Below are 21,393 nucleotides of genomic sequence, written 5' to 3'. Positions count from 1 at the left end.
CCCGGGCCTTCTCACGAAGGTCTCAGGAGGTGATGTGCTCGGGAGCATGGCGTAGACACGCCAGTGGTCAAGAATACGGACCGGGCGCCGCAGGGGCAAACCGGACCGTACAGGGCCCGGGGGCGGACGGTCGTCCGCCCCCGGGCACCGGGCACTACTCGGCTGCCGAATCACCCTCGGCGGCCGCGGCCTTCTTGGCCGCCGCGCTGGTCCGCTTGGTCGCGGTCTTGCGGGCGGTGGTCTTCTTGGCCGCCGCTGCCGTGGTCTTCTTGGCAGCGGTCTTCTTCGCGGCGGTCTTGCGCGCGGCCCGCTTCTTCGGGGCCGGCGCCTCCTCGGCGGGCTCCTCGGTCACGGCCGGCTCCTCGGCGACGGCCTCGGCCGCCTCCGGGGCCTCGACAGGCGCAGCGGGCTCGGCCACGGTCTCCACGACCACGGCCTCCTCGGCCGCGACCGGCTCGACCGGGGCCGGCTCCTCGGCGGCCGGGGCGGCGGCCTTGAGGGCCGCCTCCAGCGCCGCGTCGGCCCGGGCCTGCAGCACCACGATCTCGGCCTCGGCGGGCGCACCGGCCGGCGCCGTCGCCTTGCGCACCGCACGGCGACGGGTACGGCCGGCGGGAGCCGCGGCGGCGGCCGGGATCTCGACCAGGCTCGGCTGGGCCGGCTCGGCGGCGGTCTCCACGACCACGGCCTCCTCGACCACGACCGGCCCGGCCGGAGCGGAGGTCTCGACGACCTCCAGCTCCTCGATCGCGAGCTGCCCCTCGACCTCCTCGTGGACGTGCTCGTCCGGCTGGGCCACCTCGACGGCCTGCGGCTCCTCCTGGGCCGCTCCGCCCTTGCCCCGGCGCCGGCGCTTGCCCGCGCCCGAGCCCGCCTCACCGGCCGCGACGGCCTGGCCGCCACCGCCCATGTGGACGCTCGGCTGCTCCATGTGCACGATCACGCCGCGCCCGTTGCAGTGCACGCACGGCTCGGAGAACGACTCCAGCAGGCCCTGGCCGACCCGCTTGCGGGTCATCTGCACCAGGCCCAGCGAGGTGACCTCGGCCACCTGGTGCTTGGTCCGGTCCCGGCCCAGGCACTCCAGCAGACGGCGCAGCACCAGGTCGCGGTTGGACTCCAGCACCATGTCGATGAAGTCGATCACGATGATGCCGCCGAGGTCGCGCAGCCGCAGCTGGCGCACGATCTCCTCGGCCGCCTCGATGTTGTTCCGGGTGACCGTCTCCTCCAGGTTGCCGCCCTGGCCGACGAACTTGCCCGTGTTGACGTCGATGACGACCATCGCCTCGGTGCGGTCGATCACCAGCGAACCGCCGCTGGGCAGCCAGACCTTGCGGTCCAGCGCCTTCATCAGCTGCTCGTCGATCCGGTAGGTGGCGAACACGTCCACCTCGGAGGTCCACCGCTGGAGCCGCTCGGCGAGGTCCGGCGCCACGTTGGAGACGTAGTCGTGGATGGTGTTCCACGCCTCGTTGCCGGAGACGATGACCTTGGTGAAGTCCTCGTTGAAGATGTCGCGCACGACCCGGACGGTCATGTCCGGCTCGCCGTACAGCAGCGCCGGGGCGTTGCCGGTCGCGGCCTTCTTCTGGATCTCCTCCCACTGCTGCTGGAGGCGCTGGACGTCACGGGTCAGCTCGTCCTCGGAGGCACCCTCGGCGGCGGTGCGCACGATCACGCCCGCGTCGTCCGGGACGATCTTCTTGAGGATCTGCTTCAGACGGGCGCGCTCGTTCTCGGGCAGCTTGCGCGAGATGCCGGTCATCGAGCCCTCGGGCACGTACACCAGGTAGCGGCCGGGCAGCGAGATCTGGCTGGTCAGGCGGGCGCCCTTGTGGCCGATCGGGTCCTTGGAGACCTGCACCAGGACGGACTGGCCGGACTTCAGCACCGACTCGATCCGGCGCGGGCCGCCGTGGCCGCCCAGCGAACCGAAGTTGACCTCACCGGCGTACAGCACCGCGTTGCGGCCCTTGCCGATGTCGACGAAGGCGGCCTCCATCGACGGCAGCACGTTCTGGACCTTGCCCAGGTAGACGTTGCCGACGTACGAGGTGGCCTGCTCCTTGTTGACGTAGTGCTCGACCAGCACGCCGTCCTCAAGAACGCCGATCTGGGTGCGCTGGCCGTTCTGGCGCACCACCATGACGCGCTCGACCGACTCGCGGCGGGCCAGGAACTCGGCCTCGGTGATGATCGGCACCCGGCGACGGCCCAGCTCGCGGCCCTCGCGGCGGCGCTGCTTCTTGGCCTCCAGGCGGGTGGAGCCCTTGATGGACTGCACCTCGTCCGGGTCGAACGACGGCTCGGTGGAGCGGCGGCGCGGCTCGCGCACCTTCACCACCGTGCGGACGCCGTCCTCGGTGGTCTCGGCGCTCTCGGTGGCACCGGCCTCACCACTGCGGCGGCGACGGCGGCGACGGCGACGGGACGAGGCCAGGCCGGAGGCCAGATCGTCCTCGTCCTCACCCTCCTCGTCCTCGACGGCCGGCTCCTCCGCGGGCTGCTCGGTCTCCTCGGCCTCGAACTCCTCGGCCTCACCGCGGCGGCGACGACGGCCGCCCCGGCGGCGACGGCGGGACGGACGGCCGTCCTCCCACTCGTCCTCGACCTCCGGGCCGGCCACGGGGGCCTCGACCACGGGCGTCTCGACGACGGGCACCTCGACCGGGGCCGGGGCCTCCTCGACGACGGCCGGCTTCTGAGCCGCGGCCTGCTTCTGGGCGGCGGCGGGCTTCTGGCGGACCGGGGCCTGCACCCGGACCTGGGTGCGGGTGCGACGGCGGCGGCCGACGCCGCTGTACTCGTACTCGTCCTCCTCGGACACCGCCGCCGGAGCCTGCACCGGGGCCTGCGCCTTGGCCCTGGCCCTGGACTTGGGCTCGGCCTTGGCCTCGATCCTGGGCTCGGCCTCGGCCTCGACAGCCGCCGGAGCAGCCGTCTGCGGGGCCTCGTAGGGGGCCGGCTCCTGGAAGACCGGGGCCTGGAAGATCGCGGTGGACGGACGGACCGCCCGGCGGCGCACCCGGTGGACCGGCTCGGCCTCGGCCACCGGGGCGGGGGCGGGCTGCTCGGCGGGGGCGGCCTGGACGGGGGCCTCGGCGGCCACCGGCTCGGCCTGCGGCTCCCGGGCCTCCTCCTCGGCGGCGGGCTCCTCGACCGGGGCCTCGACCACCGGCGCGGCCTCCACCACACGGCGGCGGCGGGGTCGGCGGGCCGGGGCGGCCGGGGTCTCCTCGGCGGGCGTCTCGGTGGCGGGAGCCTCGACGGGCACCTCGGCGACCGGCGCCTCGCTCGGCTTCTCGGCGGCGGCGGGCTCCCCGGCGGGGGCCTCGGCACGCTTGCGGGTCCGGCGGGCCCGGACCGGCTTCTCCGCCACCGGCTCCTCCGCCACCGGTGCGGCGGCAGCGGGAGCCTCGGCCGCGACGGCCTCCGGCTCGGTGACGACGATCGGGGTGGCCTCCGGCGCCCCGGCCGGAGCCTCGGCACGCTTGCGCGCCCGGCGGGCCCGGACCGGCTTCTCCGCCACCGGCTCCTCCACCGGCGCGGCGGCGGCCGGCATCTCGGCCTCGGCCGGGATCACCGTCTCGGCGGCCTCGGTGGCAGCCCCCTGCGGGGTGCCCGCCGGGCGGGACACCGCACGGCGACGGCGGCGCGGCGGCGCGGCGGTCGCGCCCTCGCCTGCGGCGACGGCGGATTCGTTCTGGTCCGGTGCAGCGTTCTGCTGCGAATCGGTGTTATCGAGCATGCGGGTGGATCTCCCGTCAGGCCCCCGGGCTCCGTATCCAGGCACGGCAGGGCACCGGTGGCCGGCCGGCATCGCGACGGATGCTCGGGCCGGACCTTTTCTCGGTGCCGCCGTGCGGACGCGAGGCCGCACAGGGGCTCGTAGTCTCGCTCGGCGCCCCGCACTCGGCGGGGTGTCGAAAGTCTTCTGGTCTGACCAGTCTTCTGAGGTTTTCCCAAGCTGTGCCGTTCCCCAACCCCGGGTGGCTCCCGGACGGGGTCCTCGGGCCCACCGACCATCGGGGTCGGCGGGCCACAAGAGGCCGGCCTGTGCTTCGACGACGCTCGCTCCCCTGGGGAGCCGCGGGGGCCTGGAGGGCCAACGGGTCCAGTGAGGCACTGGACCCGGCCTCCGCCCGCTAGGCGGACGCGGTTGCGCGCGGCTCGCCGGCCATCACAGGGCCGGCCGGGGCCGCGGCGCGGTCGAGCGCCAGCGGGTCGGTCACCGTGCCGGTCTCCTCGTCGAACGGCCCCTGCGCCAGCCTGGTCACCTCTGCGGGGACCGGCGGCGCCAGGTCGGCCGTCGCACGGAGACCGGACAATACGTCGTCGGGTCGTACGGCGGGTGTGGCGTGTCGTACTACCAGGCGCAGTATCGCACAGGGACGGCCGGTCCGAACATCGTGGACCCTTTCGCCCTCCGTGTCCGCACCGTCGTCCACCTGCGGCGAGGCGACCTCGAGCGCCGCCACCGCACCGCGCGCGTCAAAGACCCGCACGCCGTTCTTGGTGAGACGTTCGACCTCGACCCGCTCCTCGGCCAGGAAAACGGCGGCCGCGCGGGCCGCCTCCTCCGGGGTGACACCGTCCAGCCGGACCTGCCACTCGGAGGCCTCCAGGCGCTCCACGAAGTTCGGTGTCCTGACCTCGACCGCGTCGGTGATGTCCAGGCCGTTCGGCAGCGACTCGTCGAGCTGCGCACGCAGCTCCTCCGGGTCGCGGACGGCGGCGAGGCCGATCTCCAGGTACTCCGCCTCACTCGCCACCCCGGTCGGGGCGGCGTTGGCGTAGGAGACCTTGGGGTGCGGAGTGAAGCCGGCCGAATAGGCCATCGGCACGGCCGACCGGCGCAGTGCGCGCTCGAAGGCGCGCTGGAAGTCGCGGTGGCTGGTGAAGCGGAGCCGGCCGCGCTTGGTGTAGCGGAGACGGATCCGCTGCACCGTCGGCGCGGGCGGAGGACCGTCGGGCGTACGGCGTGCCAGGGTCGCTCAGTCCTTAGTCAGTTGTCCCCGTCCGACGTGGCGCTTTCCCGCCACTGTCCGGACTCTGTCACCTCAAAGGGTACGCGCCCCCGCACCCCCCTCGCTCCGCCCCTGCTCAGAGCCGGTGGCTGTCAGTCGAGCGAACCGGGCTCGGCCAGCCACTGAGCCCGGAGGTCGGTGTGCCTGGCGATGGTCTCGAAGTCCCGGTCGTAGTGCAGCACGGTCAGGCCGTGGTGCATCGCGGTGACGGCGACCAGCAGGTCGGCGATCCCGGCCGAGGGGTGCTGACCGGCCTCGACGAGCCGTTCCTGGATCGCGAGCAGCGTCCGCCAGGCGCCGTCCGGCACCGGACGCCAGACGTACATGTCGGCCAACGCCGCCTTGAGGTCGGCGAAATGCCCCTTGGATCTCGCCGAGTAGCACAGTTCCGCTTCGGTCGGCTCACAGAGCCCGACCCGCCCCTGGTCGATCACCTCGCCCCACACCTCGTCCAGGTCCGGCCTGACGATCCGGACGTGGGCCGATGTGTCGATCAGGAACTGCTCCGCACCGCTCATTCAGCGCCATACCTCTTCCTTGAACCCCGGTTCCAGCACCGCGTCGAACACACCGTCGGCCGCCAGCTCGCGCATGCGTTCCCGGGCCCGTCGGCGCCGCGCCCGAAGGCCCACCTCCGCCAGTGCGGCGTTGACCGTGTCCTTCTTCGTCTTGGTTCCCAGCGCCTGGGCCGCCAGGGCCAGCGCCTCTTCATCGACGTCGATCATGGTTTTGGCCATACGGTATACCACCCTTCATCCACCCATTGATTTGCGTAGATTCTATACTCGTGGCCGCGATTCATATATACCAACATCAAATCGAGTGATGTCCGGAAACGACCGATCCCCGGCCGGAGGTGTCCGGCCGGGGATCGAGGAAAGTCAGGCTCTACTTGACCACGGTCAGCGGCAGCAGCTTCTTGCCGGTGGGGCCGATCTGGATCTCCGTCTGCATCTGCGGGCAGACGCCGCAGTCGAAGCACGGGGTCCAGCGGCAGTCGTCGACCTCGACCTCTTCGAGGGCGTCCTGCCAGTCCTCCCAGAGCCAGTCCTTGTCGAGGCCGCTGTCCAGGTGGTCCCAGGGCAGCACCTCCTCGTAGGTGCGCTCGCGGGTGGTGTACCAGTCCACGTCGACACCGGTACCGGCCAGGCCCTTCTCGGCGGAGGCCATCCAGCGGTCGTACGAGAAGTGCTCACGCCACCCGTCGAAGCGGCCGCCGTCGTCGTAGACGGCCCGGATCACGGCGCCGATGCGGCGGTCGCCGCGGGAGAGCAGGCCCTCGACGATGCCGGGCTTGCCGTCGTGGTAGCGGTAGCCGATGTTCTTGCCGTACTTGCGGTCGCCGCGGATGGAGTCGCGCAGCTTGGCCAGGCGGGCGTCGGTGGCCTCGGCGGACAGCTGCGGGGCCCACTGGAACGGGGTGTGCGGCTTGGGCACGAACCCGCCGATGGAGACGGTGCAGCGGATGTCGTTCTGCCCGGTGACCTCGCGGCCCTTCTGGATGACGTTCTTCGCCATCTCGCCGATCTGGAGCACGTCCTCGTCGGTCTCGGTGGGCAGGCCGCACATGAAGTACAGCTTCACCTGACGCCAGCCGTTGCCGTACGCGGTGGCGACGGTGCGGATCAGGTCCTCCTCCGACACCATCTTGTTGATCACCTTGCGGATGCGCTCACTGCCGCCCTCCGGGGCGAAGGTGAGACCCGAGCGGCGGCCGTTGCGGGTCAGCTCGTTGGCGAGGTCGATGTTGAAGGCGTCCACCCGGGTGGACGGCAGCGAGAGGCCGATCTTGTCCTCGGTGTAGCGGTCCGCCAGGCCCTTGGCCAGGTCACCGATCTCGGTGTGGTCGGCGCTGGACAGCGACAGCAGACCGACCTCCTCGAAGCCGGTGGCCTTCAGCCCGCGCTCGACCATCTCCCCGATGCCGGTGATGCTTCGCTCCCGCACGGGGCGCGTGATCATGCCGGCCTGGCAGAAACGGCAGCCGCGGGTGCAGCCGCGGAAGATCTCGACGGACATCCGCTCGTGCACGGTCTCGGCGAGCGGGACGAGCGGCTGCTTGGGGTAGGGCCACTCGTCGAGGTCCATCACGGTGTGCTTGGAGACCCGCCACGGCACGCCCGGGGCGTTCGGCACCACGCGGCCGATCCGGCCGTCGGCCAGGTACTCCACGTCGTAGAACCTGGGCACGTACACCCCGCCGGTGCGCGCCAGGCGCAGCAGCAGCTCGTCGCGCCCGCCCGGGCGGCCCTCGGCCTTCCAGCCGCGGATGATCCCGGTGATGTCGAGGACGGCCTGCTCGCCGTCGCCGACCACCGCGCAGTCGATGAAGTCCGCGATCGGCTCGGGGTTGAACGCGGCGTGGCCGCCGGCCAGCACGATCGGGTCCTCGTCGGTGCGGTCCGCGGCGTTCAGCGGGATGCCCGCGAGGTCGAGCGCGGCCAGCATGTTGGTGTAGCCGAGCTCGGTGGAGAAGGAGAGCCCGAACACGTCGAAGGCCCGCACCGGCCGGTGGGCGTCCACCGTGAACTGCGGGACGTCGTGCTCGCGCATCAGCGCCTCCAGGTCCGGCCAGACGCTGTACGTCCGCTCGGCCAGCACGCCCTCGCGCTCGTTGAGCACCTCGTAGAGGATCATGACGCCCTGGTTGGGCAGGCCCACCTCGTAGGCGTCGGGGTACATCAGCGCCCAACGGACGTCGCAGGCGTCCCAGTCCTTGACGGTCGAGTTGAGCTCGCCGCCGACGTACTGGATCGGCTTCTGGACGTGCGGGAGGAGGGCCTCCAGGCGTGGGAAGACCGATTCGACAGTCATGTACTAGGAACCCTTACGACGTTGAAAGGTGTCGCGCGCATCTGATCCCGGTCGGGTGGTGGGCGACTGTTTTGGGAGGGGTGACCCTCAAGGGTAGCCGAATCCCGGAGCCTTCCGACGTCCGCGTCCGGCCACCCGGGAGCGGTCCGGGCACGGCCGGGGAGCGGTCCGGCGGGGCCGCACTCCCGGCGCCCCGGCCCCGCCCCGGGGCCCGACCACCGCCCGATGTCCCCGGGCCATCGGCTGTTGACATGCCCGGAAGCCGCGTGCGGTACTGGCAAGGCTCCAATCCGGAAGCTCTGCGTCCCGTCCCGACAAGGGAGTTGCGGCGACCGGCCGCGCCACCGCCACGCCGGACGGTCACCGGCCGCGCACAGCGGTGACGCGCCACCCGCCGGGCGCCCGACGCAAGGAGAGCCATGACCGACACCGGCCGGCGGGTACGCCACACCGGCCACCCGCACGGGCCCGTGGACCGGTACCCCGGGGTGGCGGAGGTGGACGCGGCGGCCCACCGGCTGGCCCGGCGGCACCCCGACCGCTGCCGGCTGCGCGAGGCCGGCCGGTCCCGGGCCGGGCGGCCGCTGACGCTGCTCTCCGTGGACGACGGCCCACGGGCCGTCCTGGTGGTCGGCGGCCCGCACCCCAACGAGCCGGTGGGCGTCGCCAGCGCACTGCGGCTGGCCGGGCAACTGCTGGACCGGCCGGCCAAACCGGGCGTCTCCTGGCACATCCTGCTCTGCCTGGACCCGGACGGCGCCGCCCTCAACTCCGGCTGGCTGGACGGGCCGCTCACCATGCGCCGCCACTACGAGCACTTCTTCCGGCCCGCGTTCGAGGAGCAGCCCGAGCTGCTGCCGCCCGCCGACGCCGACCGGGCGCCGATGCCGGAGAGCCTGGCCCTGACCGGCCTGCTCGACGAACTCCGCCCGTTCCTCCAATGCTCCCTGCACGGTGTGGACTTCGGCGGCGCGTTCGTCCAGCTGACCCGGCCCGTCCCCGGCCTGTCCGAACGGTTCACCCGCTCGGTGGCGCACGGCGGCATCCCGCTGGACGTCGACGCCTACGACGCCGTCGGCTGGGCCAGCCCCGCCCCCGGGACGTATCTGATGCCCGCGCCCGGCGGCGCCGGCCTCTCCCGGGCACTGCCCGACGAACCCGAGCTCTCCACCTGGTCGTACGCCGGCCGGCACGGCGGGGTGACGGCCGTACTGGAGGTGCCGATGTGGGCCGTCGACGCGGTCGGCGACGCCCGCCCGCACCCGGCCGCCCGCCGGGCCGTGGGCGCCGCCGCCCGGACGCTGCGGGAGCGCGCCGAGGAGCTGACCGCACTGCTCGCCCACGTCCCGCCGCACGCCCGGGCCGCCTACGGTCCACTGGTGCGCACCACCGAGTTCAACCTGGAGGTCTGCCCGCCGCTGGCCGACGAGTGGCTGGCCCGGTGGTGCGAGCAGCCCCTCTCGGTCTCCCGGGTGGCCACCGCCGGGATCGTCGCGGCCCGCATCCCGGTGCGGGTGGCGTCGATGCTGCTGCGGCTGCTGGCGGACACCGGCGGCCCGGCCGCGGACGCGGCCCGCGAACGCGCACACGGGATCGTCGCCGAGAGCCTGGACCAGCTGCGCCACCGCTTCGGTGCCCGCTGGGTCCCGGTGGAGACCCAGACCGCCCACCAGACCCGCGCCGTCCTGGCCGCCGCCGACTGCCTGCACCCCTGCCCGGCCACCCCCTAACGACCAGACTCAACAGGCGAGTTGACGGTCACCCCGGACGAGACAGCGGCACCGCGCACGGAAAACCGGCGGGGCCGGCCCGGAGATCCCGGACCGGCCCCGCCGGCACATCCCGCAACCGCTCAGGCCGCTATCGGCCGCTGGCTCTGCACCGCCTGCAACAGCCCGATCGCCACCCATACCGCGAACATCGACGACCCGCCGTAGGAGACGAACGGCAGCGGGATGCCCGCCACCGGCATGATGCCCAGGCACATCCCTATGTTCTCGAACGCCTGGAAGGAGAACCAGGCCACCACCCCGGCCGCCACGATGGTGCCGTACAGGTCGGTGGCGTGCCGCGCGATCCGGCAGGCCCGCCAGAGCACCACGCCGAGCAGCAGGATGATCGCCAGCGCCCCGAGGAAGCCCAGTTCCTCACCGGCCACCGTGAAGACGAAGTCGGTCTGCTGCTCCGGCACGAACTGGCCGGTGGTCTGCGTCCCGTGGAACAGGCCCTTGCCGGTCAGCCCGCCCGAACCGATCGCGATGCGGGCCTGCGCGGTGTTGTAGCCGACCCCGGACGGGTCCAGCGCCGGGTTGGCGAAGGCGGCGAAGCGGTCGATCTGGTACTTGCTCAGCACCCCGAGCTTCCAGATCGCCACACAGCCGCCCGCGCCCGCCAGCAGCAGCCCGAACACCCAGCGGTTGGCGGCCCCGGAGCCCAGCAGGATGCCCAGCACGATGGCGGCCATCACCATCACCGAGCCGGCGTCCGGCATCAGCATCACGACCGCCATCGGCACGGTCGCCCAGACCAGCCCGCGGAACACCGCCCGGTGCGAGGGGAACTCCCGCTCCCCCGCGTCCACCTGGTCCGACAGCACCACCGCCATCGCCAGCACGATCGACAGCTTGGCGAACTCGGCGGGCTGGATCGAGAAGCCGCCGCCGAACTGGATCCAGGAGTGCGCGCCGTTGATGGTCGACCCCAGCGGGCTGAGCGTCGCCAGCAGCATCAGGATCACGCCGACGTACAGGAACGGCACCAAGGTCCGGAAGCGCCGGCTCCCTATCCCTATCACCACCGCGCACAGCGCCAGCCCGACCAGCAGGTTGGTCAGGTGCCGGTACAGGAAGTACTGCGGGTCGCCGTGGGTGAGCGAGTCCCGCCCCCGGGTGGCCGACCAGATCAGCAGCGAACTGCCCGCCGAGAGGGTCAGCGCGGCCAGCAGCAGTATCCAGTCCAGCCGCCAGATCGGCGAGTCCTTGGCGAGGGCCTTCGACACCCCGCTGCGCTGCGGGGCGAGCCGCAGCTGACGGTACGAACCGTAGAAGGTCACGCCCGGCTCCTTCCTGTGCCCCGGGTGGGTTCGAGCGCGGCGTCCGCCGCGGTGAAGACGGTCAGCGGGCCGGTCGGCTGCGCCGGGTCCAGGAAGACCCGCGGCGAGCCGCCGGTGACACCCGGGTCGCCGTCCGCCGTGAACGCGGCCGGCTTGATGATCGCGGTGCCGTCCGGGTTGAACTTCGGCAGCTCGGCCTGCGGCTTGGGCAGCAGCGCCTTGCCGTTGTCGATGTTGCCCTTGTCGTCCACGCCGTACAGCGACTGGTAGATCCGGCGGATCGCGTCACCGGAGCCGCCGGAGCCGGTGCCACCCTGGCTTATCGTCATCACGACCGCGTAGTCGTCGCTGTACGTGGTCAGCCAGGAGGTGGTCTGCTTGCCCTCGACCTCGGCGGTGCCGGTCTTGGCGTGCAGCTCGATCTTGCCCTGCGGCCAGCCCGCGCCGGTGAACTTCCAGGCGGCGGTGCCGTTGTTGACGACGCCCGCGGTGGCCTGGTCGATGTAGCTCAGCAGCTTCTGGTCGCCGGGCAGCTTGCCGTCCTCGTGCGGGGCGATCTCACGGACGAGGTCCCCGCTCGGGCTCATCACCGCCTTGGCGACGGTGGGCCGGTAGAAGGTGCCGCCGTTGGCCAGCGCCGCGTAGATCCGGGCCATCTGGATCGGGGTGACGAGGGTGTCGCCCTGGCCGATCGCGAAGTTGACCGAGTCACCGGCACGCATCTGGTAGCCGTCGACGCAGTTCTCCCGGGCGATCTGGTCGGAGAAGCTGTTGCCGCCCTTCTCCGCCTGCTTGCACCAGGCGTCCTTGTTGTTGTCGTAGAAGGACTGCTTCCACTGCCGGTCGGGCACCCGGCCGGTGACCTCACTGGGCAGGTCGATGCCGGTCTTCGCGCCGAGGCCGAACTCATGGGCGGTCTTGTAGAACCAGTCCGCCGGGTCCTTCTTCGGCTTGATGCCGCCGTCCTTCGTCCACTGGTCGTACGCCAGACCGTAGAAGACGGTGTCGCAGGAGACCTCGAGGGCCTTCTCCAGGGAGATCGAGCCGAAGCTCTCGCTCTCGAAGTTCTTGAACTCACGGCCGCCGATGGCCATGCTCTTCGGGCACGGGTACGTCCCGTCCAGCGGGTAACCGGCCTGCACGGCGGCGGTGGTGGAGATCACCTTGAAGGTCGAACCGGGGGCCGACTGACCCTGTATGGCCCGGTTCAGCAGCGGGAAGTTGGAATCCTTGCTGGTCAGCGACTGGTAGTCCTTGCCGCTGATGCCGCCGACCCAGAGGTTGGGGTCGTACGTCGGGGCGCTGGCCATCGCCACGATCCGCCCGGTGTGCACGTCCATCACGACGGCGGCGCCGGAGTCGGCCTCGTAGTTGCGGTTGGTCACCTTGTCGAAGGTCTTCCGGGCGTCGGCCATCGCCTGCACCAGGTTGTCCTCGACGACCTTCTGCACCCGGGCGTCGATGCTGGTGACCAGGTTGTTGCCGGTCTGCGGTGCCTCCGTGCCGGCGGTGCCGATCACCCGGCCGAGGTTGTCCACCTCCAGCTTGGTGATCCCGGCGGTGCCGCGCAGGTCGCGGTCGTACACCGACTCCAGCCCGGCCCGGCCGATCTGGTCGGCCGGCAGGTAGCGGTCCAGACCGGTCTTGTCGGCGGTCTTGCCGACCTCGTCGTCCGTCACCGGCGAGAGGTAGCCGAGTACCTGGGCCATGTTGGCGCCCTCGACGCCGGTGTAGTGGCGCAGGGCGGTGGGCTGCGCGGTGACCCCGGGGAAGTCCTCGCGGCGCTCCATTATCTGCATCGCCTGCTGGGTGGTCGCATCCTTGGTGACCGGGATCGGCTGGTAGGGCGAACCGTTCCAGCAGGGCTGCGGCGTCTTGGCGTCACAGAGCCGGACCTTCTCCTGGACGTCCTTCGCCGGCATGCCGAGCACCTCGGCCAGCCGGCTGAGCACCGCCTTGCCGCTGTCCTTCTGCTGCATCAGCGACGTCCGGCTGACCGAGACCACCAGCCGGGTCTCGTTGCCGGCCAGGATGCGGCCCGAGGCGTCCAGGATCTCGCCGCGCACGGCCGGCTCGACCACCTCGCGGATGTGGTTGCCGGTCGCCTTGGCGGTGTAGACGCTGGCGTTGCGGATCTGCAGGTACCAGAGCCGTCCGCCGAGGGTGGCGAGCAGCGACAGCACCAGGATCTGCAGCACCACCAGACGGATCGTCACCCGCCGGGTACGGCCGGTCTCGGGGATGTTGCTCACGTCTCGTGCGCTCCAGGGTGCGGGGTTCCGGGGGTCATGGTCGGGCGGGCTACGGGCGCTTGGCGAAGCCGAGCGAGCGCCGCTTCCGGTACGACGGGCCCTTCGAGGTCTCACGGGTGGTGCGGTAGCGGGCCAGCGAGCCCATCCCCGGACCGCCCTCGTCGTCACCGCTGGCGGCGGCCACCGGGTCGCGCCCGAAGCGGCGCCCGATCAGCATCACCACCGGTACCACGAACGGCGCCAGCAGCAGGTCGTACAGCAGGGCGCTGAAGACCAGTCCGCCCAGGCCGACATGGCGGGCGGCGGTGTCGCCGACCAGGGCGCCGACCATCGCGTACAGCAGGGTGGAGGCGACCGCCGCGGCGGCCACCACCAGCAGCGCGCCGGAGACCGAGCGCTGGCGGCCGTGGTCCTGGCGGAGCAGTCCGGCGGCGTAGCCCATCAGGCAGAGCACCAGCGCGTAGCGGCCGATCGCGTGGTCGGACGGCGGCGCGAGGTCGGCCAGCAGCCCGGCGGCGAACCCGACCAGGCAACCGCCGGTGGGCCCGTACACCATGGCCAGGCCGACCACCACGAGCAGCAGTATGTCCGGTGTGGCGCCGGGGAGTTGGAGCCGGCCGAAGACGCTGACCTGGAGGATCAGGCCGAGCAGGATCAGGACGGCGGAGACGGGGATGCGGGCGAGGCGCATGGCTCAGTTCCCCCCAGTGGTCTTGGCGGGCGGGACGGCGGCGCCGGGGGCCGCGGGGGCCGGGGCCTGCCCCTGGGCGGCGGCCGGCACGGGCGGCAGGACGGCGTCGCGAGGGTCGGTGCGCGGCGCCACGACCACCACGCCGACCAGGTCGAGCCGGGTGAACTGGACGAAGGGCTCGACCAGGATGGTCTTGGTCAGCTGGCCCGGGTTCGCCTCGACCTCGACCACCTTGCCGACCGGGACGCCGGGCACGAACGGGCGGCCGCTCTGCGAGCCGAAGGAGACCAGCCGGTCCCCCTCCTTGACCTGGGCCTTGCCGTTGAGTAGGGAGACCTTCATCGGGCCGGTGCCCTGCCCCGAGGCGAACCCGATCTCGCCGGTGCCCTCCAGCCGGGTACCGGCGCTGAAGCCGGGATCGGAGGCCAGCAGCACGGTGGACGTGGTCGGCGCCACGGTGGTGATCCGGCCGACCAGCCCCTGACCGTTGATCACCGTCATGTCCCGGCTGAGCCCGTCGTCGCTGCCGGCGTCGATGGTGATGGTCCAGGAGAAGCCCTGGGCCGGACCGATCGCGATCACCTGGGCGGCCTTGACCGTGTAGCCGCCGGAGCCCGCGGTGCGCAGCAGGTCGTCGAGCTGCTTGGTGCGGCCTGCCGCCATGTCGGAGGAGGCGAGCTTCTGGCGCAGCTCGGTGTTCTCGCGCGCGAGCTGGTCGGCGCGGCCGCTGTGGGTGGCGGTGTCGCGGAACGCGCGGACGGTGTCGGCCACCGGGTCGACCACGGTGGCGGCGGCGCGCTCGACGGGGCCGAGGACGGCGGCGGCGGTGCGCCGGGCGCCGCCGAGCGGAGAGCTCTCACCGCCCTTGATGTCGACGGTGATCAGCGCGAAGGCGACGGCCACCAGCAGGATGAGCAGCAGCCGGCTCTCTCGTGTATCCCTCACGGTGCTGGTACTGCCCCTTCGTACCTTGGCCCCCCACCCCTGGCTGTGGGGCCCGGGCGGGGGCCGTTCAGTTGACTGACAGGTTTTCTCGGTACTGCTAACGGCGCGGCTGGGCGTCCAGTACCTGCTGAAGCGCCTCGAACTCCTCGACGCACTTGCCGGAGCCGAGGGCCACCGAGTCCAGCGGGTTCTCCGCGATGTGGATCGGCATGCCGGTCTCGCGGCGCAGCCGCTCGTCGAGACCGCGCAGCAGGGCGCCGCCGCCGGTGAGCACGATGCCCCGGTCCATGACGTCACCGGCCAGCTCGGGCGGGCACTGGTCGAGGGTGGTCTTGACCGCGTCGATGATGGAGTTGACCGGCTCGTCGATGGCCTCACGGACCTCGGCGGCCGAGATGACGACGGTCTTGGGCAGGCCGCTGACCAGGTCGCGGCCGCGGATCTCGGCGTGCTCGTCCTTCTCGCCCTCCAGCCCGAAGGCGGAGCCGATGCTCATCTTGATCTGCTCGGCGCTGCGCTCGCCCAGGAGCAGCGAGTACTCCTTCTTGATGTGCTGGACGATGGCGTTGTCCAGCTCGTCGCCGGCGACCCGGATGGACTGCGCGGTGACGATGCCGCCGAGTGAGATCACGGCGACCTCGGTGGTGCCGCCGCCGATGTCGACCACCATGTTGCCGGTGGCCTCGTGGACGGGCAGCCCGGCGCCGATCGCGGCGGCCATCGGCTCCTCGATGATGTGCACCTGGCGCGCGCCGGCCTGCGAGGAGGCCTCGATCACGGCGCGGCGCTCGACCCCGGTGATACCGGAGGGCACGCAGACCACGACCCGCGGGCGGGCCAGGTAGCGGCGGCGGTGGATCTTGAGGATGAAGTAGCGGAGCATCCGCTCGGTGATCTCGAAGTCGGCGATCACGCCGTCCTTCAGCGGGCGGATGGCGACGATGTTGCCCGGCGTCCGGCCGATCATCTTCTTCGCCTCGGCCCCGACCGCCAGGATCCCACCGGTGTTGGTGTTGACCGCGACGACGGACGGCTCGTTGAGGACGATCCCCTTGCCCCTGACGTACACCAGCGTGTTGGCAGTTCCGAGGTCGATCGCCAAGTCGCGGCCGATGAACGACAGGTTGTTGGCCATGGGGTGTAGGTGCCTTCCCGGGCTCGGAGTCATTGCGGGGGGGGTGGACGAAAGCGCGTGCCCAGGGCGGAGACCGGCTCGGCAGCCGTACCAAGCCCTTGAGTCGCGTCCATCGTAGTCACGCCTGCCCGTACGGACCTCGACGTGGGGCGTACCGTCCATTGTCCGGAGCGTGATCGCTTCTCCGGGCATTGGGACGCCGTGTCGGCACCCCTAGTTCCCTATTTCACGATAAGAATGCCCCGGCCGGGCCAATGGTCCCGACCGGGGCAGTCCAAGGTCCTAGGCGTGCGCCGGGAAGAAGATCTTGATCTCGCGCTCGGCGGAGGCCTCGGAATCCGAGGCATGGATCAGGTTCTCCCGGGTGATGGTCGCGTAGTCGCCGCGGATGGTGCCGGCACCGGCCTCCAGCGGGTTGGTCGCACCGGCCAGCATGCGGATGCCGCGGACGACCTCCTCGCCCTCGACGATCAGCGCGAGCGACGGGCCAGAGGTCATGAACTCCAGCAGCGGCTCGTAGAACGGGCGGCCGATGTGCTCCGCGTAGTGCTGCTCCAGCGTCGCCCGGTCGAAGGTGCGCAGTTCGACCGCGGTGAGCCGCCAGCCGGCCTTGCGCTCGATGCGGCTGATGATCTCGCCGGCCAGGCCGCGCTTGACGGCGTCGGGCTTGAGCAGGACGAGAGTGCGCTGGGACACGGTGCGTCTCCTGGGTAATCGGTTCGGCGTGCGATATACGCGACTACCCCAGAGATTACCTTGCGTGAGCAGCCCGGAAGCCCGCCCGGGCTGCCCCCGTGGCCTAGGCCTGGGCGGCCTCGGCCGCCGTACGGGCGGCCTTGAACTCGTCGATCTTGCGGCCGTAGTGCACCGAGCACCACCAGAGGCCGGCGAAGACCACGCCGAGGCCGAACATCGTCGGCAGGACGAACCCGCTGGCGACCAGGCCGACCTGCAGCGCCCAGCCGATCGCCACCGCGCCGGGGCGGTTGATCATGCCGCAGAGCAGGATGCACAGCGCCATGGCGACACCGGTGACCGTCCACACCGTGGCGGTGGGGACGTCGGAGAGCTGCATCGCCACCAGGGCGGCGAAGAGCACCACCAGCGCCTCGCCGATCAGCGTCGAGGAGCAGAGCGTCCTCATGTCACTTCCTCCCGAGCAGCAGGCGGGCCTCGCCCACCGTGATGACCGAACCGGTGACCAGCACCCCGGCGCCGCCGAGGTCGCCCTCCTCCTCGGCCAGGGTGACGGCGGCGGCGATGGCGTCGTCGAGGCGGGGCTCGACCTGGACGCGGTCCTCGCCGAAGATCTCGACGGCGATCGCGGCCAGGGCGTCCGCGTCCATCGCGCGATGGGTGGAGTTCTGGGTGACCACGACCTCGGCGAGGACCGGCTCGAAGGCCTCCAGCAGGCCCGCCACGTCCTTGTCGCCGCTGGTGCCGATCACGCCGACCAGCCGGGTGAAACCGAAGGACTCGCCGATCGCGGCGACGGTCGCCTCGGCACCGTGCGGGTTGTGCGCGGCGTCCAGCAGAATCGTGGGGCTGCGGCGGACGACCTCCAGGCGGCCCGGGGAGGAGACGCCGGAGAACGCGTGGCGCACCTTGTCCACGTCCAACTGCCCGCCGCGGGCGCCGCCCACGCCGAAGAAGGCCTCGACCGCGCCGAGCGCGAGTGCCGCGTTGTGCGCCTGGTGGGCGCCGTGCAGCGGGATGAAGACGTCCTCGTACTCCTCGCCGCCGAGCCCACGCAGCGTCACCAGCTGCCCGCCGATGGCGACCTCACGGCGGATCACGCCGAACTCCATGCCCTCGCGGGCCACCGTGGCGTCCACCTCGACGGCGCGCTTGAGGATGGTCTGGGCGGCGTCCAGCTGCTGCTGGGCGACGACGGCGACCGCGCCGGACTTGATGATCCCGGACTTCTCGACCGCGATCTCGCCGGTGGTCCCGCCCAGCTTGTCGGTGTGGTCCAGGGAGATCGGGGTGATCACCGCGACGGCGGCGTCGATCACGTTGGTGGCGTCCCAGGAGCCACCCATGCCGACCTCGACCACGGCGACGTCCACCGGGGCGTCGGCGAAGGCCGCGTAGGCCATGCCGGTCAGCACCTCGAAGAAGGACATCGCGACCGGCTCGCGCTCGTCGACCATCCGCACGTACGGCTCGATGTCCCGGTAGACCTCGACGAACCGCTCGGGGCTGATCGGGGCGCCGTCCAGGGAGATCCGCTCGGTGACGGACTCCACGTGCGGGCTGGTGTAGCGGCCGGTGCGCAGCTCGAAGGTGTTCAGCAGCTGCTCGATCATCCGGGCGGTGGAGGTCTTGCCGTTGGTGCCGGTGATGTGGATGGAGGGGAAGGACCGCTGGGGCTGGCCCAGGATGTCCATCAGCGCCTCGATCCGGTCGAGCGAGGGCTCCAGCTTGTTCTCCGGCCAGCGCTTGGACAGCTCCAGCTCGACGTCGCGCAGGGCGTCGCCGGAGCCGCCGTCGGCGGGGCGGAGGGTGTACGGGTTCGGGTCGGCCTTGTCGCTCACGACCACAGTCTACGGAGCGACGGCGGCCACCCCTCACGGGGTGAGAACGGCCACTTTGCCCAGACTTTCCGATTTACCCCTTTTACTATCGATTCGGCGAGTCTCAGACGCGATGAAGCATCGATTCGCACCCCAAGGAGACAAATCACCTTTGATCATGAGGAGAGCAGCGCCATGCCCGACGCCGTGCGCGACTACATCCTGGACAACCGGAACGGGATCGTCTGGGTCGCCGAGCTGGCCTCCCTGGCGCTGCTCGCCTACATGGTCTTCGTGTTCGGCCGCTTCCTGCTCTACTGGGCCGGCTCGCGGCACGCGTTCACACACGCCAGGCCCGCCGAGCCCGGCGACCCCTCGGCCTTCCGGTGGCACCTGGTGATCCCCTGCCGCGACGAGGAGGCGGTGGTCACCCAGACCCTCGCCGGTCTGCGGCGCAGCGCCCCCGAAGCCCATCTGTGGGTGATCGACGACGACAGCGAGGACGCCACCCGCAACCTGGTACTGGCCGCCGCCGGGCACGACCCGCGGATCCACCTGGTCCAGCGCCGGCGCCCGCACGCCCGGATCGGCAAGGGCGCCGCGCTGAACGCCGCGTACCGCGAGATCTCCGCCTGGCTGCCCGAGGGCACCGACCGCTCCCGGGTGGTGCTCGGCGTGGTCGACGCCGACGGCGAACTGGACCCGGGCACCCTGGAACAGGTCTGCGCCGACAAGGCGATGGGCCGCCCCGACACCGGCGCCGTGCAGATCGGCGTCCGGATGCGCAACGCCGACGACGAACGGCCGCTGCCCGGCCGCGGCCGGCTCGTCAACGCCCTGGCCCGCGCCCTGGTACGGCTGCAGGACATCGAGTTCCAGGCCAACAACACCGGCATGCAGCTGCTGCGCCGGCGTACCGGCAGCGTCGGCCTCGGCGGCAACGGGCAGTTCGTCCGGCTCACCGCGCTGGACTCGCTGACCGCCGAGGAGGGCCGGCAGAACCGGCCCTGGCCGGAGCGGGCACTGCTGGAGGACTACGAGTCCGGCCTCGAACTGCGGCTGGCCGGCTGGCGGTTGACCCACATCACCGAGGCGCAGGTCTCCCAGGAGGGCCTGGTGTCGTTCCGGCGCTTCCTCACCCAGCGCACCCGGTGGGCCCAGGGCAACATGCAGTGCCTGCGCTACACCGGGCGGGTGCTGCGCTCGCCGCACTACCGCTGGGCCGGCAAGGCCGAGGTGATGTACACCTTCCTGCAGCCCGTGGTCTGCGTGCTGCTGGTCGTCCTGACCCCGCTGTCGATCGGGATCACGCTGGCCGGCCTGGCGCTCTTCCCCGAGGAAACCGCCGACTTCCACCTCCGGTTCGGGCCGTTCATGGCCGCCGCCTTCGTGCTCGCGACCCTGCCGATGGTGTTCTGGGGCTTCGCCTACCGCAGGCGCGTCCACCCCGGCCGGCGCCGGCTCACCGGGCTGCTCTGGGGCGCGCTGCTCTGGCTGTACGCCTATCACCTGTTCGTGGTCGCGACCCGGGGCGCCGTCCGGCTGCTGCTCGGCCGCAACGGCTGGGCCAAGACCAGACGCAACGCCGAGAAGGTCGTCCTCGGCGCCCCGACCGCCCTCGAATCCTGAGAACCACCGGAGTCACCCCGTGAGCATGTGCCTTCCCCCCGCCAGCGTCGCCGTCGTCCTCGGCACCCGCCCCGAACTGGTCAAGCTCGCCCCGCTGATCCACGAACTCGGGGACGCCACCCGGCTGGTGCACACCGGCCAGCACTGGGACGAGGCGATGTCCGGCCGCTTCCTGCGCGACCTCGGCCTGCCCCGGCCCGAGCTGCTGACCGGCGTCGGCGGCCGCCCGCGCGCCGGGCAGATCGCCCAGTCGCTCGGCCAGCTGGACGCGGCGTTCGCCGAGAACCGCCCGGCCGCCGTGGTCGTCCAGGGCGACACCAACGCCACCCTGGCCGGGGCGCTCGCCGCCAACGCCCGCGAGATCCCGCTGGTGCACGTCGAGGCCGGGCTGCGCAGCTTCGACCGGGCGATGCCCGAGGAGCACAACCGGGTGATGGTCGACCATGTCTCCGACCTGCTCTGCGCCGCCACCCGGGAGAACGCGGCCAACCTGCGCGCCGAGTCGCTGCCCGAGGAGCGGATCGCCGTCACCGGCAACACCGTCGTCGAGGTGGTCCGGCGGCAGCTGCCCGACGAGGCCGGGCGGGCCCGGCTGCTCGCCGCGCACGGGCTGCGCCCGGACGGCTATGTGCTGGCCACCGTCCACCGGCCGGAGAACACCGACACCGCCGAGGCCCTCGGCGCGGTGCTCGCCGAGCTGGACCGGACCGCCCGGGCCGGCACTCCGGTGCTGTTCCCGATGCACCCGCGCACCCGCGCCGCCGTCGAGCGGTTCGCGCTCGACGGGCTGCTGGAGCGGATCGCCGTCACCGAGCCGGTCGGGTACGCGGAGTTCCTGGGCCTGGCCCGGCACGCCGCGCTGCTGGTCTCGGACTCCGGCGGGGTGCAGGAGGAGTGCACCGTCCTGGGCCGTCCGCTGCTGGTGGTGCGCCGCTCGACCGAGCGGCCGGAGGCCGTGGAGGCCGGCTTCGCCGCCCTGGTACGGCCCGGCGAGGAGTTCGGCGAACTGACCCGGGCCTGGCTCGCGGACGCCCCCGAGCGGCTCGCCCGGCTGGCGGCCACCCCCAGCCCGTACGGGGACGGACTGGCCTCGGCCCGCATCGCCCGGCTGACCACGCGGCTGGCCCGAGCCGCCGAACCGGCCGGGGCAGCCGGGGCGCTCGCGGCCTGAGCCCGCCAAGGTCCTCTTGACAGCCGGATTGGTCTACTCCACCTTGTGAGGCAAGTCTCCTTCCCCGACAGGGACTTGATTTGTCGGTAGCTCCCGCACGCGCACCATCGACACCCGGACGGCCCGCCCCCACGCGAGCCGACGGCCTCCCCCACAGG

Annotated in this window: 16 protein-coding genes; 3 read left to right on the top strand and 13 right to left on the bottom strand. The window is 72.0% G+C overall.

The window, feature by feature from the left end; translation table 11 throughout:
• Positions 1 to 154: 154 nt before the first annotated feature.
• The 5 genes from ACIQIB_RS29865 to ACIQIB_RS29845 all read right to left on the bottom strand — a co-directional run bounded on the left by ACIQIB_RS29865 (position 155) and on the right by ACIQIB_RS29845 (position 7,844).
• The gene (locus tag ACIQIB_RS29865; RefSeq protein WP_400651959.1) at positions 155 to 3,751 is read right to left on the bottom strand and encodes a ribonuclease E/G; all 3,597 of its coding nucleotides are present in this window, start codon (positions 3,749 to 3,751) and stop codon (positions 155 to 157) included.
• Between the two features lie 397 nt (positions 3,752 to 4,148).
• Positions 4,149 to 4,949, bottom strand: a complete 801-nt coding sequence (locus ACIQIB_RS29860) for a TIGR03936 family radical SAM-associated protein (protein WP_363607542.1) — start codon at positions 4,947 to 4,949, stop codon at positions 4,149 to 4,151.
• 173 nt (positions 4,950 to 5,122) lie between these two features.
• On the bottom strand, positions 5,123 to 5,548 hold the full coding sequence (locus ACIQIB_RS29855; protein ID WP_363607543.1) for a PIN domain nuclease: 426 nt from the start codon (positions 5,546 to 5,548) through the stop codon (positions 5,123 to 5,125).
• On the bottom strand, positions 5,549 to 5,767 hold the full coding sequence (locus ACIQIB_RS29850; RefSeq protein WP_363607544.1) for a type II toxin-antitoxin system VapB family antitoxin: 219 nt from the start codon (positions 5,765 to 5,767) through the stop codon (positions 5,549 to 5,551).
• Positions 5,768 to 5,918: 151 nt separating this feature from the next.
• Positions 5,919 to 7,844, bottom strand: a complete 1,926-nt coding sequence (locus ACIQIB_RS29845) for a TIGR03960 family B12-binding radical SAM protein (RefSeq protein WP_363607545.1) — start codon at positions 7,842 to 7,844, stop codon at positions 5,919 to 5,921.
• A gap of 419 nt (positions 7,845 to 8,263) precedes the next feature.
• Here ACIQIB_RS29845 and ACIQIB_RS29840 point away from each other — a divergent pair, with 419 nt between their 5' ends.
• Entirely contained in the window at positions 8,264 to 9,574 is a 1,311-nt protein-coding gene (locus tag ACIQIB_RS29840; protein WP_400651951.1) for a M14 family zinc carboxypeptidase, read from the top strand.
• A 122-nt stretch (positions 9,575 to 9,696) separates the two neighbouring features.
• Here ACIQIB_RS29840 and rodA read toward each other — a convergent pair whose 3' ends face one another.
• The 8 genes from rodA to ACIQIB_RS29800 form a co-directional block, all read right to left on the bottom strand.
• A complete protein-coding gene (rodA, locus tag ACIQIB_RS29835) occupies positions 9,697 to 10,896 on the bottom strand; it encodes a rod shape-determining protein RodA (protein ID WP_363607547.1) in 1,200 nt (399 codons plus the stop codon).
• Positions 10,893 to 13,148 carry a penicillin-binding protein 2 gene (gene mrdA, locus ACIQIB_RS29830; protein ID WP_363607548.1) on the bottom strand — a complete coding sequence of 752 codons (2,256 nt, stop codon included), beginning with the start codon at positions 13,146 to 13,148 and terminating at the stop codon, positions 10,893 to 10,895. Before mrdA ends, rodA begins: the two co-directional genes overlap by 4 nt.
• A gap of 49 nt (positions 13,149 to 13,197) precedes the next feature.
• Positions 13,198 to 13,839: a rod shape-determining protein MreD gene (gene mreD, locus ACIQIB_RS29825; protein ID WP_363607549.1), complete on the bottom strand. Its 642-nt coding sequence runs from the start codon at positions 13,837 to 13,839 to the stop codon at positions 13,198 to 13,200.
• Positions 13,840 to 13,842: 3 nt separating this feature from the next.
• Entirely contained in the window at positions 13,843 to 14,784 is a 942-nt protein-coding gene (mreC, locus tag ACIQIB_RS29820; RefSeq protein WP_363607550.1) for a rod shape-determining protein MreC, read from the bottom strand.
• A gap of 97 nt (positions 14,785 to 14,881) precedes the next feature.
• On the bottom strand, positions 14,882 to 15,907 hold the full coding sequence (locus tag ACIQIB_RS29815) for a rod shape-determining protein (protein ID WP_030256393.1): 1,026 nt from the start codon (positions 15,905 to 15,907) through the stop codon (positions 14,882 to 14,884).
• A gap of 294 nt (positions 15,908 to 16,201) precedes the next feature.
• Positions 16,202 to 16,615 (bottom strand): nucleoside-diphosphate kinase, encoded by a 414-nt coding sequence (gene ndk / locus ACIQIB_RS29810; protein ID WP_400651945.1) that lies wholly within the window; start codon positions 16,613 to 16,615, stop codon positions 16,202 to 16,204.
• A 103-nt stretch (positions 16,616 to 16,718) separates the two neighbouring features.
• A complete protein-coding gene (locus tag ACIQIB_RS29805; protein ID WP_400651943.1) occupies positions 16,719 to 17,063 on the bottom strand; it encodes a DUF4233 domain-containing protein in 345 nt (114 codons plus the stop codon).
• 1 nt (position 17,064) lies between these two features.
• Complete coding sequence (locus tag ACIQIB_RS29800; RefSeq protein ID WP_363607553.1) at positions 17,065 to 18,456, bottom strand: folylpolyglutamate synthase/dihydrofolate synthase family protein; 1,392 nt, start codon at positions 18,454 to 18,456, stop codon at positions 17,065 to 17,067.
• Between the two features lie 174 nt (positions 18,457 to 18,630).
• On the opposite strand from ACIQIB_RS29800, the gene ACIQIB_RS29795 reads away from it, so the two are divergent.
• Both ACIQIB_RS29795 and wecB read left to right on the top strand, forming a co-directional pair.
• On the top strand, positions 18,631 to 20,064 hold the full coding sequence (locus ACIQIB_RS29795; RefSeq protein WP_400761738.1) for a glycosyltransferase: 1,434 nt from the start codon (positions 18,631 to 18,633) through the stop codon (positions 20,062 to 20,064).
• A 25-nt stretch (positions 20,065 to 20,089) separates the two neighbouring features.
• Positions 20,090 to 21,235, top strand: coding sequence for a non-hydrolyzing UDP-N-acetylglucosamine 2-epimerase (gene wecB / locus ACIQIB_RS29790; RefSeq protein WP_363607555.1), 1,146 nt, complete (start codon positions 20,090 to 20,092; stop codon positions 21,233 to 21,235).
• The last annotated feature ends 158 nt before the right edge of the window (positions 21,236 to 21,393 follow it).

The organism is Kitasatospora sp. NPDC092286 (assembly GCF_044755565.1).
Taxonomy (GTDB): domain Bacteria; phylum Actinomycetota; class Actinomycetes; order Streptomycetales; family Streptomycetaceae; genus Kitasatospora.
This window is presented reverse-complemented; position numbering and strand designations above follow the sequence as displayed.

Excerpts from the sequence above, each read along its gene's own strand:
- ACIQIB_RS29865 (WP_400651959.1), bottom strand. The coding sequence starts at position 3,751 with ATGCTCGATAACACCGATTCGCAGCAGAACGCTGCACCGGACCAGAAC.
- ACIQIB_RS29795 (WP_400761738.1), top strand. The coding sequence starts at position 18,631 with ATGCCCGACGCCGTGCGCGACTACATCCTGGACAACCGGAACGGGATC.
- ACIQIB_RS29840 (WP_400651951.1), top strand. The coding sequence starts at position 8,264 with ATGACCGACACCGGCCGGCGGGTACGCCACACCGGCCACCCGCACGGG.
- mreD (WP_363607549.1), bottom strand. The coding sequence starts at position 13,839 with ATGCGCCTCGCCCGCATCCCCGTCTCCGCCGTCCTGATCCTGCTCGGC.
- wecB (WP_363607555.1), top strand. The coding sequence starts at position 20,090 with ATGTGCCTTCCCCCCGCCAGCGTCGCCGTCGTCCTCGGCACCCGCCCC.
- ACIQIB_RS29850 (WP_363607544.1), bottom strand. The coding sequence starts at position 5,767 with ATGGCCAAAACCATGATCGACGTCGATGAAGAGGCGCTGGCCCTGGCG.
- ACIQIB_RS29845 (WP_363607545.1), bottom strand. The coding sequence starts at position 7,844 with ATGACTGTCGAATCGGTCTTCCCACGCCTGGAGGCCCTCCTCCCGCAC.
- ACIQIB_RS29805 (WP_400651943.1), bottom strand. The coding sequence starts at position 17,063 with ATGAGGACGCTCTGCTCCTCGACGCTGATCGGCGAGGCGCTGGTGGTG.
- ACIQIB_RS29855 (WP_363607543.1), bottom strand. The coding sequence starts at position 5,548 with ATGAGCGGTGCGGAGCAGTTCCTGATCGACACATCGGCCCACGTCCGG.